This window comes from Alistipes sp. Marseille-P2263 (genome assembly GCF_018101075.1).
GTDB lineage: Bacteria > Bacteroidota > Bacteroidia > Bacteroidales > Rikenellaceae > Alistipes > Alistipes dispar.
In genome coordinates this window covers 69,104-84,911 of record NZ_JAGQEJ010000003.1, presented here as the reverse complement: position 1 = coordinate 84,911, position 15,808 = coordinate 69,104, and the positions used below count along the sequence as shown (strand labels likewise).

Here is a 15,808-nt window from a genome sequence, read left to right as displayed (position 1 = left end):
TGCCTATCGGGTTATCAATTAAAATTCAGGTGTGACAGGAACTACATCCCAGCTCATGACGTCAACAGTTACCTCCACACATTTTTGAGGATTATCCAAATCCTCATCGCTAAATGCAAAGTTCATGACGTAAATCTTGGCGAAATCTGCTGTAACAGCAGGAGTGAATGTACTGGTAGCCAAGTAAAGAGGAACCTTAGTTCCTTCATTTGTTGTACCAATCAATTTTACAAGAACTTGAGGATGGTTAGTATTTCCAATATTATTATCTTTAGGAAAGAAGTGGTATGCAGGACGGACATTGCCTTTCTCGTAGGAATGCTTATACTGTGTATTTTCATCCAATGTAACCAAAGGCAAGGTGGTTGCAGGACTCTCTGTTGAGGTAAATTCATCGTTATACCACGCATCAGCAGCTGTCTCGAAAAGGCCGAATATAGAACCGGGGTTAATATCGGAGTTCTGTATGTCACTGGCTGTTCCTCCCTGACGGTCTGCTTTCCCGAAATAGTTGTTCAACATGACCTGCTGAACTTCAATACTCTTGTACTTACGCTGACCTTGAGTAGGAGCTGTATACTCAAATTTACCGATTTCAATTCTGGATACACGCGGTTCAAGCACTACCTTCGCTTTGTAAAGCGGGTGTCCTGCCTCGTCTTGACCGGACACAGAAGTCAACTCGACTTCTTTATAAAGGTCTAGATCAGTCGGATTTTGCTGTTCGGCGATTATCAGGTCTTTTTTCAAATCTACATAAGTAGATGCATTTATTTGACTACCGTTGTTACCTACAACGATTACCTTGTTCACCTCAGCAGGTAAAAAATGGAATACCTTATCTGCGCGGTCGTCAAAATTACTTTTATTGCTGAAGTAGTGGGTTGCCTCAGTTCCTTCGATTGTTTTTCCTTTATACAGGGTAGTTCCGTCTGTAAAGAATACCTGTAAATCTGTCAAAGAAACCTTTGAGTTGTCTTCTACCTCTTGACCGGCGCCTCTGGTTACTGGAATCACATTAGACAGGTCAATGCTTACACTCTTTGGGGTGTTGTCCAACTGTCCCATTTCATCGTCTTTGTTGTCACATGCAACAAACGTCATTGAAGCAGCTAAAGCTGTCAATAAAAAACTCTTGACTTTCATCTTTTTGTTATTTAAAAATTAGTAAAAAGGTTTTTATAACTTCTCGCTTATGGATTTTGTCTACAACTGGTCGATGACCTGCCGCACCTCTTCGAGGTTATGCCGGGCAGTCGCGGAGCCTGCCTCCGAAGCACGGCGGAACACATCCTCCGCCTTGTCGTATTGTCCGGCCCCGGCGTATGCCACACCGAGGGTGGAGAGCAGTTCTGCCGACCGCGCGGTGACTTCCGATTTCTCGAGCAGCTCCACCGCCTTGGCATACTCCTCACGGGAGATGGCGTTCACGGCATTCTCATTGAGTGCGGAGGGCGAAGCGGGGAAATAGCGTAAGGCGGTGGCCATCACCTTGTCGTACCCGGGCGTGCCTTTCCCGTAGGAATCGGCCACCTTGTACATTTCCGACAGGCTCAGGAGGTCGGGACGCTCATCGACCATGCGGCGAGCCTCTTCGAGGTTAAAGTTGCGCACGTTGTACTCGATGCGGTACTCGTTGCGGCGCAACGCGGGGTATATCTCGGTGAGCAGCCTGTGGTAAATGGTCGGCGGCACGAGTTTCTGGAGTTGCAGCTCGCAGAAATCCCGTTCGTCGGGGTAACGTTCGATGATTTCATATACCTCGTCGCGTTTCAGCAGGTTCGGGAAGTCGCCGAGCACACGGACGAAACCTTCCCAGTCCTCACCCTTCCAGTCCACGTGGAGCATCTCGGGAGCGATAGCGTCGTAACGGCGGATATAGTCGGCCAGCGCCTTGGCGCGGTTCTCGGACAAGGCCATATTGTGCGCCATGCTGCCTTCGGGAGAAGCGTAACCGGTGATGTAGATACCGATAATCCTGACGTCGGTATTTTTCTTTACCAGCTCGATGGAGTTGGAAACGGTGTCCAGTTCGGCACGGTTGTTCTTGAATCCGGGCAATATATTATAACTGTCCTGCCGGAACTGCAGCCGGGCGGTGCGGGTTTCGGCACGCACTTTCACGGGTTCAGGTTCAGGGGCTATGCTGTCGAGCTTGTAATCGGGGACATAGGCAGGAAGTATGCCCGCCCACAAGGACTGCTCCGCCTTGCCCTTGTCGCAGTTCACGCAGCCGTGTACCTCTTCGCGGATTTTGATCCGCCCGTCGAGCATCCAACGCTCGTAGGGCACGGTGGCCGCATAATCGTAATGCTGCCCCTTGCTGCTGTGGCGTATGATTACCTGTGCGGAATCATTGTGGAAAGGGGGAAGCTCCACGCTTTCGAGCCGCTGCGCCCGCAAGTAAACCTTGTGGCGGGTCTTGCCATCGATGACTATCGGGGGAAAGGTCACCTCGCGGCTACTGTCCGCCGACATGAGTACGGGTGTCAGTGCTACGGTGTGCTGCGTACGGATTTTCGCCTTGCTCAAATCGACGGACATCGTCAGCTCTACCGTGCGGCCCTGCTTGACGACCCCTCCCTGACGAATCCCGATCAGAGGCAAGTAACTGGTTTCGTTCTCGGCATGCAACATCATGGGACAACATGCCAATATCAGCAATAATAGGATGTATATGCGTCTCATAGTCATTTTCTTGTTATTTGATTATATATATCAGGGAGATGCCCGCCTTGGTCGGGCCGAAATAATGCTTGTCCTTGTTGCCCTTGAACTTGCCGCAAGTGGCACACTCGTACTTATCGTATTGCGTGTAGATGTAACCCAGACCGATCGTGGCTTCGAGGTTCCAGCGTTTGCCTAAAATCCATGAGTAGCCATACGACAATCCGAGACCCGTAGCCCAGCCCTGATAACGGTGATCCTTCGTGGACTTGCTTTGGAACGGGATTCTCACGCCACTGATGTTGTAGAACGCGTAACCGCTGTGCAGGCCGAAGAAATGGCCGTTATAGCGTTCGCAGAGCCAGTAACGGAACTCCGGCATTACCATCCAGTGTTTGATTTTCTTGTTCTTGTCCTTATTCAGCGTCCACGGGTTGTAGGCACCCGTGAGGTCGAGGGTCGTGCGTTTGCCCAGCCCAAATTCCAGACTCAAGTTGGGCGTGGTACTTGACCAATACAATAGATTGGTCTTTACTGCGATATCCTGCGCTTTGACAGTGCCCGTGCACCAACAAACCGCAAGAAAAACACCGAAGATCAATTTTTTCATATTTTCCTTATTCTTGTTATCTCATTCGGGCCGGAAAACCGGCACGTCAACTCCCAAACCAATACTTCTCTCCGAAAGAGAAGTGGTAGCGTATAACATTGATGATAAGTGGCTGAAAAACAGATTATGTTCGGTTCGAGCGACTGGGAATGCTTAACATTCATTGAAGTAGAACCGGTTTAGAACTCGGATTGAGACTTAAAAAACAAGCTGTTTATGCCGTTATAATCAATAAAATACGTATATTTGCACCGTCAAATACTTCTCTTTCGGAGAGAAACGGGCAAATACTCAACAGTTTATCGCCTTGGCGGGATTTTCCCGCACTATTTCAACGACTTGTTTTTTAAACTCCAATGGTTGCTCTCTGAAGTTTGGCAAAACATTTTTTCGGTTGCATGATTCCTGTCAAATCATTCCGTCTCCTGTCTGTCTCTTTTTAAGAAAAATACCGTTCAGGAAAAGACCTGGTTTTCTACTGTTTATTTTTTGAACGGTAATTTTTACTAAACAAATCGCAAATGCCCGCTTAACGGCTCATCTGTTTTTTCATTCTGACGGACAATAAATTTCGTTAATCGTGAAGCGCTTATTTGATTTTTGCGTATCTTTGCACTTGCAAAATACTTCTCTTAAAAAGAGATGTTTTAAATTGCACAACTTTTCAGTTTCTATAGCCATTTTCCGAATGGCTTTTTTGCTGTCCGTACGGTGTGCGGGTATTATGCAAATCTTTCTCCCGATTACAGTGATTTTAGAATAAGGCTGTTGGCCTTGTCCACGACCGATGTGTCTAATGAGGCAAGGTAGATACGCGTGGTATTCTCCGAATCGTGTCCCATCGCTTCGCTGATGGTGGAAATCGGAATGTTCTTGCTCTTTGCGATGGAAGCCCAGGCGTGGCGCGCGACATAGCTTGTCAGCGGTATGGCAAGCCCTAACTGCCGGCCTATTTTTTTCAGTTTGTCATTGACAAGATGGGCGGCGTTCTTGTATTGCTTTCGGGCATCCGTATCCATATCCCGGATGATCGGCAGCAGATAAGGAGTCGCGGACGTATCGTACTTGCCGACAATCTCCTGCATGGGTTTCTCCCACTTGATAAAAAGCTGCTGTCCCGTCTTCTGGCGGCGATAGACCAGAACTCCGTTCTGCAAATCCTTCTTTTTCAGGTAAGCCATATCCACAAATGCCATTCCCCGGGTGTAGAATGAAAACATGAACAGATCTCTCGCATAATCCAGCACAGGACTGAGCGTCAGGTCCAGATCCCGTATCCGGCGGATTACTTTCAGCGGGACGGCACGTTTCACTGTTTTGTCCACGCCCGTATAGACATGTTTGAAGGGATAGCGCTGCACGGTCAGTTCCCTTTCCACCGCACGGTTATAGATGGCGCGCAGGTTGCGCATGTAAAAAGAGGAGGAGTTCGGGCAGACATTGATGCCTTTCAGAAAGGTCTCGTATTCCACCATCAGGTTGGAGTCCACTTCCTCGAACAGCAGGTCCCGTTCGCCCCGGAAACGCAAAAAACTGTTCAAGGCGGTCGTATATGTTTCGGCCGTGCGCCTTTTGCCTATCTTTTTCAGTTCCTGTATGAGTTGTCGTGCAAAGGAAAGGAAACCGCCACAGTCGGCCGGAGAGGAGAACACTTCCACCACCTTGTCGGCGGTATATCCCGTGTCGGAACGTTCGAGCCGTGCGATGACGCTCCGGAGCCGGGACAGGTCGTCTGCTATGGCGGTCTTCATGGAGAGCAGGTAATTCCTGCGTCCCTCTTCTGTGCCGGAAGCCACCACGACCTCGGAAATGCCGGCATCCCATTCCGAAGGAAAAAGCCTGTAGCCGGTATGCAATTGTCTTACCAGACGGTTGTGAATCACTTGATAGTAGAGCGAGCCTTCCTTCATCTCGACGGAAGAGGCCCGGAATTTAACTTTTACTGTTGCCATATTACTTAATTTTCAATGATTGATATTCTGTCATTAAAGAATATGGCAAACAGTCTGGCAAGGATGTAGTCCGGAAAAATATTACTATAATAATGTTTCTCAATCGTAAAATGAGAGAAAATCCACCTTGCTTAACATTTCTTTACTTCGATATGGCGGAGACATGAAAGAATGTCATTATTGCACGGAACGGAAGAGGTGCGCGCACTGCATGCCTCTACCTGTTATGGAATGGAAAGATATAGAAATGGTGCGCTTGATGAAACGGAAAGCCGGTCCCGCCAATCTTCATTTAATATCCGGACATGGCCGGATAAGTCATCGGTAATGCAGAATTGTTGCAATGTTTCCTGTTCGGCGCAGGCTGCCGGAAACAACCGTATAGCTGTACAGATGGCAGGATTTACCGGCACAATGGGTCTGGCGGATGTCAAATCTGTGGATTGGATGGTTTTCCAAACTACTGTTCTGGACCAGGCCCACTCGTGCCCGTTATAAATGGCCATATCAGGCAACGGGCTAAAATATTCCGGACCGGGATGTATCTGAAACCATCATTTGAGATACATCCCGGTCCGGAGTAAATGTCGCTTCAATCAACACACCCTATCCAACGCTTGCAGTCCACCATCATTTTTTGTCTATCTTTATATATTCCGAATACCTGATTTCCACATACGGGTTGTTGCTGGATATGGTCTGACGGATAGCTTTGACCCTCTTCCAGAACCACCATCCCTTGTATTCCACCCATACAGCCTGGTTAAGCGTCACGGGTATCTTTATGTCACCTTTGAGACGGTTCTCTTCAATCAGTCCGCTAAAATGTATATGCGGCGTGACCATCTCCACTTTCTGCCGCAGTAGCGGGACGGTATCACGGACAATGAGCGTGTCGCGGACGGCGGCGTCTATCGGTGCTTTCACCTCGACCTCATGCCGGGCCGCCGCTTCGAGATTCCTGATTTTCACGCCGAGCCGCCTGATGGTTTCGGCATCCTCGGCACGGAACTCCTCATACTCGTCTATGGTCAGCCGCAGTGCCTTGGCATCGAGGGCCATCGTCGCTGAATCGGTCCGCATCCGCTTCACATCGGAAAGCAGGGCTGTGCTGTTCATGCGGAAACGGTCGCGTTCTTCCGTGAGGCGTATTGTCCACCGGTGCTGCAACCAGAGGATGCCGCCGAGCAGCAGCACGGTTATCAGAAGTGTTTTGTCCAGCCTATTCATATGTCACGGATTTTTCGGGAATGAACCAGACAAACTCATCCATGTAGGCCTCTTCCAACAGAACCAGCCCGCCCTTGTTTTTCCTGTCTTCACCGGACAGGTCCTCCACGACCAGCCCTCTCCGGCCGGCCAGTCCGCCAAGCTTCATGCGGGAAAGTTCCGGAGAAGCGATGATTTTCACATAAGTATTCTTTGTCATAACCGGCAGTTTAAAAATCGGGTTATTTATGCAGGTTCTGGCATTTCAGCAGCTCCCGGATGTCGGCCCGGATCTCGTGCAGGTCATTCTGCACCGTGTTGAGCTGCATCATGGTCGCCTCGAACACGGACTTGTCCAGCTTCATGGCGTTGATGCGGTCATACTGGTTCTTGATTTCCACTTCCAAACCGATACATTTGGTCTCCAGTTCTGCAATCTGGGCCGTGTTGTTCACATGCTGTATGTACAGTGTCAGCGAGAACGAAAGTACCACGACGATAATCTTGAAGTACTTCACTACAAATTCCTTGAATTGTTCCATATCATTATTCCATTAAAAGTGAGAATGCCTCCCTGATGGCCCTTATCAGAACCTCAGCCGCCGCGCTGTCCCGGAATCCGTAGATGACCAGCGCGACCATTATCACCAGATATATCCACCAGGCAATTTCTTCCCTGGTGACTTTATGTTTCCTTTTCACCATCTGTCATAGGGTTTTGGGGTACGATCACATTGAAGATGACATTGCCGTCACTGCCCTCGATGCGCAGGCGGTTCTCCTCCTTGTGCCTGATGGGGAAGATATCCATCAGCGCCTTGGCGGCATTGACCGACACGGCCCTGAGCGGCGCAGGGGAAAGCGGCACTCCGAAACGGTCGGTATAGTCCGAAGTGGCCGTCTCGTCCATGACGGCCTTGAGGGTCTCGGCCACCTGCAGCTTCACGGCCATCGTCTCCATCTCGAACCGTTCCGAGGAGAGCAGCGCCTTGATATGCGCCAGCACATGCGGTTTGTTCATCAGGTAATTGGCCGAAGCGTACGGATTCTTCACCGTATCCTCACCGAATACCTCCACAAAGCATTTTTTCGGCCGTCCGGCATACTCCAGCCCGCCGTTCACATAGAGGTTGCAGAATTGCAGCTCCTGCTCCGTGAGCGGTTTCTCTTCCGGCCTATCCTGCGTGTTCGCTATCTTGTCTGACATCGTTTCTTCCTTCCTTTTCTGAAAGAGTAGCGGGTTTGTGTCCCGGAGGTTTTACAAAACCCGCCTTTTCGTTGCATAACAATTGTTCCATTAATGCGTCATAGAATACCTGGGCCAACGCATCGGCACACGCCTCCGCGTCCGCCAGCGAGTTGATGAGCCGCAGGTTGAACTTGATTTCCAGGTCGTAGCCCGATATGAACGCCATCAGTTCGTTCCCGTCATAGCCCAGCGCCCCGTAGGTCATCCGGTCCGCCGTGCGGAATGTGATGGTCTCGGGAATCCGTTCCCGGTCAATGCCTGGGGCTTCCTTATTCGTGTCCATACTCATATCTTGAAATATTTACGGGTTTTCTCTTTCTTCTGCATGGCGGTTGCCGTCCCTTCCGTCTGGCGCAGACGGGAGGTATAGACCCCCAGGATGTCGAGCGTGGCCGTCACGTCGGCAGCCGCATCGTGGGCATCGTCCAGTTCCACGCCCAACCTTGAGGCTACCAGTTCCAGTTTGTACGAGGTGACCTCCGGATCGGCGGCAAAAGCCAGCCGCCCCAAGGCAAGCGTGTCGATGTAGTGCGGCTGGAAGTTGCCGTAATAGTCCCTGCTCCCGGAAAAGGTCTTTTCAAACTCGGCGGCCAGTCCGGCATAGTTCACCAGCTGTTGCAGGAATCCGATGTCGAAGGCGATGTTCTGTCCGACCAGCACGGGCTTGCACTGGTTGCCCTTCGAGAGGGTGGCGCGTTTGGCGAAGGCGATGACTTCTCCGGCCACCTTCTTCATGTCCATACCCTGCGTGCGCAGCATCTCCATGGTAATGGCGGAATAGTCCAATGCCGCCTGTTCGTACTTCATCGGGACATATTCCTGTCCTTTCGCCTGCTCATGGCGGGTACGCAACACCTTGCGCCGGGGAAGTCCCGCGTCCTGTTTCCCGTAGGGGGCGATATACGCCTGGTAGCGGTCGAATACCTGCCATGTGTCGAAACGGACGGCCTGCAGGGCGATCTGCGTGCAGGCGCATTCACGGCAGTCCAGCCCTCCGGTCTCGAAATCCAGCCCGATGCCTACATATATTTTCTGTTCAGTCTGTGGTGCCATATCTTCTCAGGATTGGATGAATAACAATGAGTTCTTATAGGTCTGCAATGTATTGCAGCCGTTGTAGTCGCTGTAACGGATGACGGCCGTGAGGATGACCACCCGGTCCTTAAGCGACTGGATCTCGGTGCGGTGCTCCATGTAATAGTCGTTCCAGCACACGCACTCCGCCAGGCGGTTGTTCTGGGAGAGTGTCAGCCTGGCGAAACGCTTCCGGCTTCCCGTCTCCCTGTCCTTGTAGGTATGCTCGGCTACATCCACCACCGTGGCGCAGACAGCCGCACGCCTGCCGTCATTCTCGTCCCGTGCCACCTCGTCCAGGGTCAGGTAGGAGGCTTTTCCCTTGACCTGCCCGCTGGCTTCCGAATTGTCGAAGATGCGGCGGTAGTCGATGCTGCCGATACCCGACACGGCAATCTGCTGCTGCGACCAGAAGAAATGCCGCCCGCGCATGTCCTGCGGGAAGTCCTTTTCGGAAAGGGAGAATCCCAGTTCACGTGCGGCGCGTTCGAGCAGCGCGCAGCGTTCGGTAACCGCCCCGACTTTTTCGATGCGGTCGAAGCATCCGGCAAGGATCATGTGCTTGACATGCCGGGCGTTCACGGGGACTTTCACGGCCTCTTCCGCGTTGTCGGGATCGTCCCAGTAACTGTATTTCTTGAGCTTGTAACGGAATATGCGGTGGATGAAGTTCTCGATACCCGTATATGCCCCGCCCCGGTCGCGTTCCGTGACGATGTATTCCACTGTCCTGAGGCCGACCTGCTTGATTCGGGTAAGCGACCAGAAGATTTCATCGGTGGCATAGTCGGTGAAGAACTCCGTCCCGGAGCGGTTGATGTCCGGCGGCACGATCTTGGCCGGCGAGCAGCGTTCCATCTCCGCCATCAGCGAAGGAATCTCCTTGTCGTCCGCCCATTGCAATGCCACGGTATAGAACGCCGACGGGTAATTGGCCTTGAGCCATGCCCCGCAATAGGCTGTAAGGGCGTATGCCGCGGCATGGGAGCGGTTGAACGAATATTTCCCGGCCACCTCTATCTTGTGCCAGATTTCCTCCGCCTCATAGTCCGGGCATCCGTTCCCGACGGCTCCGGCAATGAAATCCGCCTTCAGCGTGGCCATCAGGTCGGCTTTCTTCTTTCCTATGGCCTTGCGCAGGAGGTCGGTCTTCCCGAGGTCGAATCCCCCGAGCGTATGGGCGACGGACATGAACTGCTCCTGGTAGACCATGATTCCGAAAGTGTTCTTCGTCGCTTCATAACAGCCGTAGTTATAGACCGGGGCCACCTCGCCACGCCTGAAACGGACATAATCATCGGTGGCGCCGATGTCGAGCGTGGCGGGGCGGTACAGGGCATTGACGGCGATCAGGTCCTCGATACACTCCGGCTGTACATCCTGGATAAACCGGGTAATGCCCGGTGAAGAGAACTGGAACACATTCTGCGTGTTACCGTCCGAGAGCAGCCGGTAGGTCTTCCCGTCTTCCAGCATATCCTGCGTGATACGCCCGATGGTGAGTTCCTGCCCGAAATTCCGGTTGACCAACGCGATGACGGCACTCAGTTTGGCAAGTTCCTTTGTCGCCAGCACATCCTCCTTCAACAATCCGATCTCATCGACCGAATAGCCGTCGAACTCCGATACCAGTGCCCCGTCCATCTTGCGGACCGGCAGGAAATCGAAGCATTCGGCGGGCCTGCCGTCCCGCGTGTCCGGTGTGACAACGATGGCCGAGGCGTGTATGGAGGCCGCTTTGGGCTGTCCGAGCAATCCTTGCACGTCCTCGATGACCAGCGGATAGGTCTGGATAAAGTCCCGAAGTTTTCTGTTGGAGGCAGCCTGTCTGAACAGTCCTGTCCAGTCCGTGCCGTCATCTATCATGGCGGTAATATAGTTCACGATGGAGTGAGGCACGCGGTGTACGCGTGCCACGTCCTTCAAGGCGGCTTTCAGTTTCATCGTGGTAAAGGTGCCGGCGGAAAAGACACGCTGGCGGCCGTCCGCGTTGTACCGTTCTTCCAGGTAATCCTTGATCTCCTGCCGCCGGTCGGAGGCATAGTCGACATCTATATCCGCCTTACGGGAGGGCGGAATGTCCGCCCTCCACAAGTCCTTTCCCCACGAACGAATCCATTACGGTGAATGCTTCATTCGCTTTTTTAATTGTTACGTTTGTCACTTTCATTTTTTATACTTTTTATAGTGGACGATATCGCATATCGTCTGTTTGCAAACCTTGAATTGTTCAGCCAGTTCATTTTGCATGACTCCCGACCGGTGTAACCGCCTGATATGATCCGCTTGTTCATTTGTCAGTTTGGCGTTCACACTGTTCTCTCCATAATCATCCCTGAGTTTATGCACCATAGAATGCATGACGTTTTCTTGCCTGGTACACATTTCCAGGTTGTCACTTCGATTATTGTGCTTATTGCCATCCTTATGATTAACCTCCTTTGCCGCATTCCAATCATCAAGAAAATGTTCTGCGACAAGTCTATGGATTAATTTTTTACATATTTTTCCGTCAGAGGCCAAAGAAACATTGTAATACGGGGATGTACCCCCGACCCACGGTTTGATGATTTGTCCGTTCCTCCAATATTGGGATGTGGCATTACGGACATATCTTCCGACACTTCTAATTCTACCGCAGGAGCTTACTTGATAAATTCCCTCGTAATGATGAATATCTTTCCAAATTTCTTCCTCGTCCATTATCGTATATATTTCTTGTATCGTATTATCGCGCTTACCGTCTGGCGGCTGACGCCGTACTGTTTTGCCAGGCTGTTCTGGGAAGCCTGGCCGGAAGAATATCTCACCCGTATCTCTTCCGCCTGCCCGTTGGTCAGTTTGGCATTCACGCTTTTTTCGCCGTAATCCCGTTTGAGGCCACCCGCTATGGCATGTTCCATATTCCGCTGGTGCGTACACATCTCCAGGTTATCCGCACGGTTGTTGTCGCGGTTCCCGTCGATATGGTTCACCTCCAGTCCCGGATTCCAGTCGGGCAGGAAATGCTGTGCTACCAGACGGTGCACGGAGAACTTCTTCCCGACACCGCCCTTGTAGAGCCGGACACAGTCATAGAGCGAAGTCGTCCCGCACCAATGGCACATAATGCGTTCGGGTTGTATCCAGGTAATGCCGTCATGCGAAACCTGCCGTTCCAGACTCTTGACACGCCCGAGGTTGCTGATCCTGTACTTTCCTTCATAGTTCTTGATATCCACCCAGATTTCCCGGGTGTCAGCCATGGGTTATACGGTTTAGTGCTGTCTGAAAAATTTCCCGGTCTATCTCCACGCCGACGAACCGGCGTCCCGTATTCCGGCAGGCCACGGCCGTGCTGCCGCTGCCCATCGCAAAGTCGAGGACGATGTCCCCTTCATCGGTGTAGGTGCGTATCAGGTATTCCAGCAGGGCGACAGGTTTCTGTGTCGCGTGCAGGCAGGAGCGTTGCTTGTCGGTCTTGAACTTCAGCACGCTGCGCGGATAGCGTTCCGTGGATATGTAATCCCGGAAATTGTCGTGCTTCCGGTATATCTCGCCGGCATCGCATTTCCGCTGGTGTTCGGCCATCACGACCTTGCGCCTGTGCCCGTCCGTCTTGATCGGATGATACTTCGGCAACCTGTCGTAGAAGACCAGAATGTCCTCGTGCGCCTTCATCGGCATACGCCCGGCATTCAGGAAGCCTGTCGCCTGCGTCTTCTCCCATACCCAGGCATACCGCAGCCTGCGGAGATTGGAACTGCCCAGCAGGCTCGTAAAAGGATGCTGGCAGAACAGCAGTACGGGAGTGTCGGGCCTGGATATGCCCTGTACGGCATTCCACATCCCGGGGATGTCTATCACGGCATCCCACCGGCAGTGTGTCGTACCGTATGGAGGGTCTGACAATACCATGTCGGCGGTGATGCCTTCTTCAGCCAGCAGGGGCAGCACATCGAGTGCATCGCCCCGGTAAAGGTCGCAACCGTCATAGGGACGGTGGTGTTCGTAGGTCGGATTCATGGGTTTCGAGTTCCTTTAGGTTCCACAAGCAATCTCGGCGGTCAAAAAGGATTTCGTCGCCACACATCAATTCATCTGCGTATATCGTCCGCTCTTCTCCGTTACGGATTACCCGCATCCGGGCATCCGTGCACAGACGGTAAGTCTTGCCTTCAGATTCCATCTCCACATAGCGTTCGCCCTTGCCGAGTGTGATGTCCGGGGCAAGCACCGTCAGTTCGTCTTTCCAGCTGAGCCCGCAGCGTTCCGGCACGAGGAAGCGCGAGAAGATAAGGTCGTATTTCAGCGGGTCGATGGAGGTTATGCCAAGCAAGTAGGAAACCAGCGAGCCCCCGGCGGAACCGCGACCTATACCAGTTGCGATGCCTCTCCGGTGCGCCTCCCGCACCATATCCCACTGCACCAGGAAATAGTCCACATTGTCGGTCGATTCAATGATATAGACTTCCTCGTCCAGCCGTTCCCGATAGCGTTCCCGCTCCGGTTCCGGCACTTTCCGGTCCAGCCCGTCGTCAAGCAGTCGGAGGAACATCGTACGGCGGTCACCATACCGTTCCCGCTCTTCCGGTCGCATACGGTATTCCGGCATGAACATTCGCCCGGTCTCGAATGAGGCGTCCGCACGTCCGGCAATCTCCACCGTGGGACGGCACATGCGCCTAAACAGGGAATCGAAGTCCCATTGCCCGGAGAACAGAGGACGGAGCGTGTCATACAATTCATCCGCTGTCTTGAAATACTGGTCATCGCTCTGTTCATGGGCGGCTCCCGTGGCAATCTTGTTCACCACGATTCTGTACCCTGCATCGTCCTTGTCCATGTAGTAGCAGTCCGGAATCAGGACTGGTTCTACTGTAAATGAATCCGTGTCGGCATCATAACAGTTGCCGAAATAATATTTCAGGGCTTCTAGTTGCTCCCTGTCGATGCGGTCCGCCTTGTATTCGTTGGCGTCGACCTGGTAATAGACCGCTTCGGCACCTTTCCGGATACGCTTCACCTGTTTGGGGTGTCCGGCCATCCAGTAGACGGAACGGATGGCGAAAACCACCACACAACCTGCGGCATACATCAGCAGCTGTTCATAGCGGAGGGTGTTGTCTTCCGAATCGACCATGACGGCCCGTTGGATGCGCAGCAGATTATGCAGCCCCTCGTTATCCAAGGCATAAATCTTCAGCCCGACACGTTCTTCTTCGTGCATCATTGTCAGCGAGTAGCCGAATATATGTTTCAGCCCGGTATTGGCGCACTCCTTCTGAAGGTTCAGCGTGGCGGCCATTGTATTGCGGTCGCAGATGCCGACAGCCGTATGCCCGAGCCATTTCGCCTTGCGGCACAAATCTTCCGGCGAGCAGCAGGCGTTCAGCAGCTCGTAGGAGGTATGGATGCCGAGGTTCACGAAAGGTACATCATGTACCGGAGGCTTGGGCCGGCCGATATATTTCAGCAGGTTGAAACGGAATTCTTCCCGCAGGTCATAGTAGTACCAGTTCCTGCCGAACGGGAAGGCCACATGGAAGATTCCTTCTTCCATCAGCACATCCGGACTTTCCATCAGGTTGAACACGAGCTTGTCCCCGTCGCCGCGGAAGATGGATTCCACTCCCGACAGGTCGGCCGTGAAAAGCCGCCCGAAGCCGGGAATATCCACCACTTCCGTATCGACCGGGATATAGGTTATCCGTTGTGCATCGAGCCATGAGAAAAGTTCCTGTATCATCTTTCCTGTACTTTTTTGAGTTTGTATTCAAGGACGGACAGCAGGCGGCAGGCGAAAATCCCGTAGATTTCCGCTTCCGTGAGTTCGTCCCAGTCTTTGGCGGCATCAGCAATGTCCGCGATGAAAACCTCGAAATAGGGTTTCAGCCGTTCAGCCGTCCGCTTTACCGACTCGACGGCATCACCATCGTAACCGATGACTACGGTTCTGACGCCTTTCGATTGCAGCTTGTAGATCTGTACATCGGATATTTTCTTTCCGAAAGTGGCCACGGCTGCGACATGGGAATTGTCATAGAGTTCGAGTCTGCGGGTCAGGGCGATGACATCGAAAATACCTTCCGCGAGGATGACCGTATCGGTTTCATCCATACGGACGGCATCGTAGTTATAAAGGAGTCTGGAAAAGTCGTTTTCCGTGGAGTTCCGGTAACGCAGGATCTTGTACCCGCCGCTATGTCTGGTCTTGCGGTTGTGGGCGTCTATATCCTCTTTCGGCCAGGTATGGCGGGAGACATAGCCGACAACCGTACAGTCATCGATGACCGGAAAGACGACATAGTCCGCGTAGCGCGGATTGAGCCTGCCGGTTATCCCGACCGGGAAATACTCGTAATCGTCGAAACAGAAGCCGCGCCGCTGCAAATACGGATGCCGGAAAGTGCGCTTGTAAAAGTCCGGCAATTCGACCGGCACCAGTTCGTCGTCTATTTCTTCCGCCTCGTCCTTCTCCAGCAGGTGCAGGTTCAACGGTGCGGCAATGTCAGCTGTCTGCAAAACCATCAGGTCCATGCGACCGATAGCCGCCAGAAGTTGCTCCAATGTACGGGTGGATGCCCCGCAGGAGAAGCAGTGGGCCATGAAAGGCCGGCGGTGGGCAGTCGCCTTGCCGATGTAGATACCGAACTTACCGCCCGACTTTCCGCAGAACGGGCAGCGCGGAACGATAAGGTTCTTACCGCTCCCGTCCCGTTTGGCACCCGTCTCGCGGGTTATCTCCGAAACCAGATATTGATATTCCTGTACCGACAGTTCCATATTAAGGTATAGTCGTGACCGCTACAGGTTGGTTTGAAATGTTTGGAAAAAGAATCCGGATTAGCCCAATAAAAATAGACCGGCAGAATCATGGAAGGTCTTTCCACCCAAAGGAAAAGAGAAATTGTCTTCCCGGCTGGACAAAAAATGACTGCTTTTGTCTAATCGATAAAACAATATATAAATAAGGAGATTGATAATCAGCATTGGCTGATTATCAGGTGTAGAGATGTACTTTTCTAAAATGATCACTCTCTACATAAAAAAAGCGTATTTTTTGTG

At 52.2% G+C, this 15,808-nt stretch carries 17 protein-coding genes; all 17 read right to left on the bottom strand.

The window, feature by feature from the left end:
• Positions 1 to 18 precede the first annotated feature (18 nt).
• A complete protein-coding gene (locus KB554_RS05030; protein WP_004293543.1) occupies positions 19 to 1,146 on the bottom strand; it encodes a hypothetical protein in 1,128 nt (375 codons plus the stop codon).
• 60 nt (positions 1,147 to 1,206) lie between these two features.
• A complete protein-coding gene (locus KB554_RS05025; RefSeq protein ID WP_004293544.1) occupies positions 1,207 to 2,688 on the bottom strand; it encodes a DUF3868 domain-containing protein in 1,482 nt (493 codons plus the stop codon).
• A gap of 13 nt (positions 2,689 to 2,701) precedes the next feature.
• Positions 2,702 to 3,277: a DUF3575 domain-containing protein gene (locus KB554_RS05020; RefSeq protein WP_004293545.1), complete on the bottom strand. Its 576-nt coding sequence runs from the start codon at positions 3,275 to 3,277 to the stop codon at positions 2,702 to 2,704.
• 743 nt (positions 3,278 to 4,020) lie between these two features.
• Entirely contained in the window at positions 4,021 to 5,229 is a 1,209-nt protein-coding gene (locus KB554_RS05015) for a site-specific integrase (RefSeq protein ID WP_004303986.1), read from the bottom strand.
• A 630-nt stretch (positions 5,230 to 5,859) separates the two neighbouring features.
• Complete coding sequence (locus KB554_RS05010) at positions 5,860 to 6,459, bottom strand: DUF6549 family protein (protein ID WP_004293548.1); 600 nt, start codon at positions 6,457 to 6,459, stop codon at positions 5,860 to 5,862.
• Positions 6,452 to 6,658 carry a hypothetical protein gene (locus KB554_RS05005; protein ID WP_004293549.1) on the bottom strand — a complete coding sequence of 69 codons (207 nt, stop codon included), beginning with the start codon at positions 6,656 to 6,658 and terminating at the stop codon, positions 6,452 to 6,454. The genes KB554_RS05010 and KB554_RS05005 overlap by 8 nt, the downstream gene beginning before the upstream one ends.
• A gap of 22 nt (positions 6,659 to 6,680) precedes the next feature.
• Entirely contained in the window at positions 6,681 to 6,980 is a 300-nt protein-coding gene (locus tag KB554_RS05000) for a hypothetical protein (RefSeq protein WP_004293550.1), read from the bottom strand.
• Between the two features lie 4 nt (positions 6,981 to 6,984).
• On the bottom strand, positions 6,985 to 7,143 hold the full coding sequence (locus KB554_RS04995) for a hypothetical protein (RefSeq protein ID WP_008672755.1): 159 nt from the start codon (positions 7,141 to 7,143) through the stop codon (positions 6,985 to 6,987).
• The gene (locus tag KB554_RS04990) at positions 7,124 to 7,645 is read right to left on the bottom strand and encodes a hypothetical protein (RefSeq protein ID WP_004293551.1); all 522 of its coding nucleotides are present in this window, start codon (positions 7,643 to 7,645) and stop codon (positions 7,124 to 7,126) included. Before KB554_RS04990 ends, KB554_RS04995 begins: the two co-directional genes overlap by 20 nt.
• Positions 7,614 to 7,976: a hypothetical protein gene (locus KB554_RS04985; RefSeq protein WP_004293552.1), complete on the bottom strand. Its 363-nt coding sequence runs from the start codon at positions 7,974 to 7,976 to the stop codon at positions 7,614 to 7,616. Before KB554_RS04985 ends, KB554_RS04990 begins: the two co-directional genes overlap by 32 nt.
• Entirely contained in the window at positions 7,973 to 8,740 is a 768-nt protein-coding gene (locus KB554_RS04980; protein WP_004293553.1) for a 3'-5' exonuclease, read from the bottom strand. The genes KB554_RS04985 and KB554_RS04980 overlap by 4 nt, the downstream gene beginning before the upstream one ends.
• Positions 8,741 to 8,746: 6 nt before the next feature.
• Complete coding sequence (locus tag KB554_RS04975; protein WP_004293554.1) at positions 8,747 to 10,855, bottom strand: DNA polymerase III subunit alpha; 2,109 nt, start codon at positions 10,853 to 10,855, stop codon at positions 8,747 to 8,749.
• 72 nt (positions 10,856 to 10,927) lie between these two features.
• Entirely contained in the window at positions 10,928 to 11,464 is a 537-nt protein-coding gene (locus KB554_RS04970; protein ID WP_004293555.1) for an NUMOD4 domain-containing protein, read from the bottom strand.
• Positions 11,464 to 12,006 carry an HNH endonuclease gene (locus tag KB554_RS04965; RefSeq protein WP_004293556.1) on the bottom strand — a complete coding sequence of 181 codons (543 nt, stop codon included), beginning with the start codon at positions 12,004 to 12,006 and terminating at the stop codon, positions 11,464 to 11,466. The genes KB554_RS04970 and KB554_RS04965 overlap by 1 nt, the downstream gene beginning before the upstream one ends.
• Entirely contained in the window at positions 11,999 to 12,766 is a 768-nt protein-coding gene (locus KB554_RS04960) for a site-specific DNA-methyltransferase (protein WP_004293557.1), read from the bottom strand. The genes KB554_RS04965 and KB554_RS04960 overlap by 8 nt, the downstream gene beginning before the upstream one ends.
• Complete coding sequence (locus tag KB554_RS04955; RefSeq protein WP_004293558.1) at positions 12,732 to 14,489, bottom strand: PHP domain-containing protein; 1,758 nt, start codon at positions 14,487 to 14,489, stop codon at positions 12,732 to 12,734. The genes KB554_RS04960 and KB554_RS04955 overlap by 35 nt, the downstream gene beginning before the upstream one ends.
• Positions 14,486 to 15,526 (bottom strand): toprim domain-containing protein, encoded by a 1,041-nt coding sequence (locus KB554_RS04950; RefSeq protein WP_004293559.1) that lies wholly within the window; start codon positions 15,524 to 15,526, stop codon positions 14,486 to 14,488. The genes KB554_RS04955 and KB554_RS04950 overlap by 4 nt, the downstream gene beginning before the upstream one ends.
• Between the last annotated feature and the right edge of the window lie 282 nt (positions 15,527 to 15,808).

Excerpts from the sequence above, each read along its gene's own strand:
- KB554_RS05030 (WP_004293543.1), bottom strand. The coding sequence starts at position 1,146 with ATGAAAGTCAAGAGTTTTTTATTGACAGCTTTAGCTGCTTCAATGACG.
- KB554_RS05025 (WP_004293544.1), bottom strand. The coding sequence starts at position 2,688 with ATGAGACGCATATACATCCTATTATTGCTGATATTGGCATGTTGTCCC.
- KB554_RS05020 (WP_004293545.1), bottom strand. The coding sequence starts at position 3,277 with ATGAAAAAATTGATCTTCGGTGTTTTTCTTGCGGTTTGTTGGTGCACG.
- KB554_RS05015 (WP_004303986.1), bottom strand. The coding sequence starts at position 5,229 with ATGGCAACAGTAAAAGTTAAATTCCGGGCCTCTTCCGTCGAGATGAAG.
- KB554_RS05010 (WP_004293548.1), bottom strand. The coding sequence starts at position 6,459 with ATGAATAGGCTGGACAAAACACTTCTGATAACCGTGCTGCTGCTCGGC.
- KB554_RS05005 (WP_004293549.1), bottom strand. The coding sequence starts at position 6,658 with ATGACAAAGAATACTTATGTGAAAATCATCGCTTCTCCGGAACTTTCC.
- KB554_RS05000 (WP_004293550.1), bottom strand. The coding sequence starts at position 6,980 with ATGGAACAATTCAAGGAATTTGTAGTGAAGTACTTCAAGATTATCGTC.
- KB554_RS04995 (WP_008672755.1), bottom strand. The coding sequence starts at position 7,143 with ATGGTGAAAAGGAAACATAAAGTCACCAGGGAAGAAATTGCCTGGTGG.
- KB554_RS04990 (WP_004293551.1), bottom strand. The coding sequence starts at position 7,645 with ATGTCAGACAAGATAGCGAACACGCAGGATAGGCCGGAAGAGAAACCG.
- KB554_RS04985 (WP_004293552.1), bottom strand. The coding sequence starts at position 7,976 with ATGAGTATGGACACGAATAAGGAAGCCCCAGGCATTGACCGGGAACGG.
- KB554_RS04980 (WP_004293553.1), bottom strand. The coding sequence starts at position 8,740 with ATGGCACCACAGACTGAACAGAAAATATATGTAGGCATCGGGCTGGAT.
- KB554_RS04970 (WP_004293555.1), bottom strand. The coding sequence starts at position 11,464 with ATGGACGAGGAAGAAATTTGGAAAGATATTCATCATTACGAGGGAATT.
- KB554_RS04965 (WP_004293556.1), bottom strand. The coding sequence starts at position 12,006 with ATGGCTGACACCCGGGAAATCTGGGTGGATATCAAGAACTATGAAGGA.
- KB554_RS04960 (WP_004293557.1), bottom strand. The coding sequence starts at position 12,766 with ATGAATCCGACCTACGAACACCACCGTCCCTATGACGGTTGCGACCTT.
- KB554_RS04955 (WP_004293558.1), bottom strand. The coding sequence starts at position 14,489 with ATGATACAGGAACTTTTCTCATGGCTCGATGCACAACGGATAACCTAT.
- KB554_RS04950 (WP_004293559.1), bottom strand. The coding sequence starts at position 15,526 with ATGGAACTGTCGGTACAGGAATATCAATATCTGGTTTCGGAGATAACC.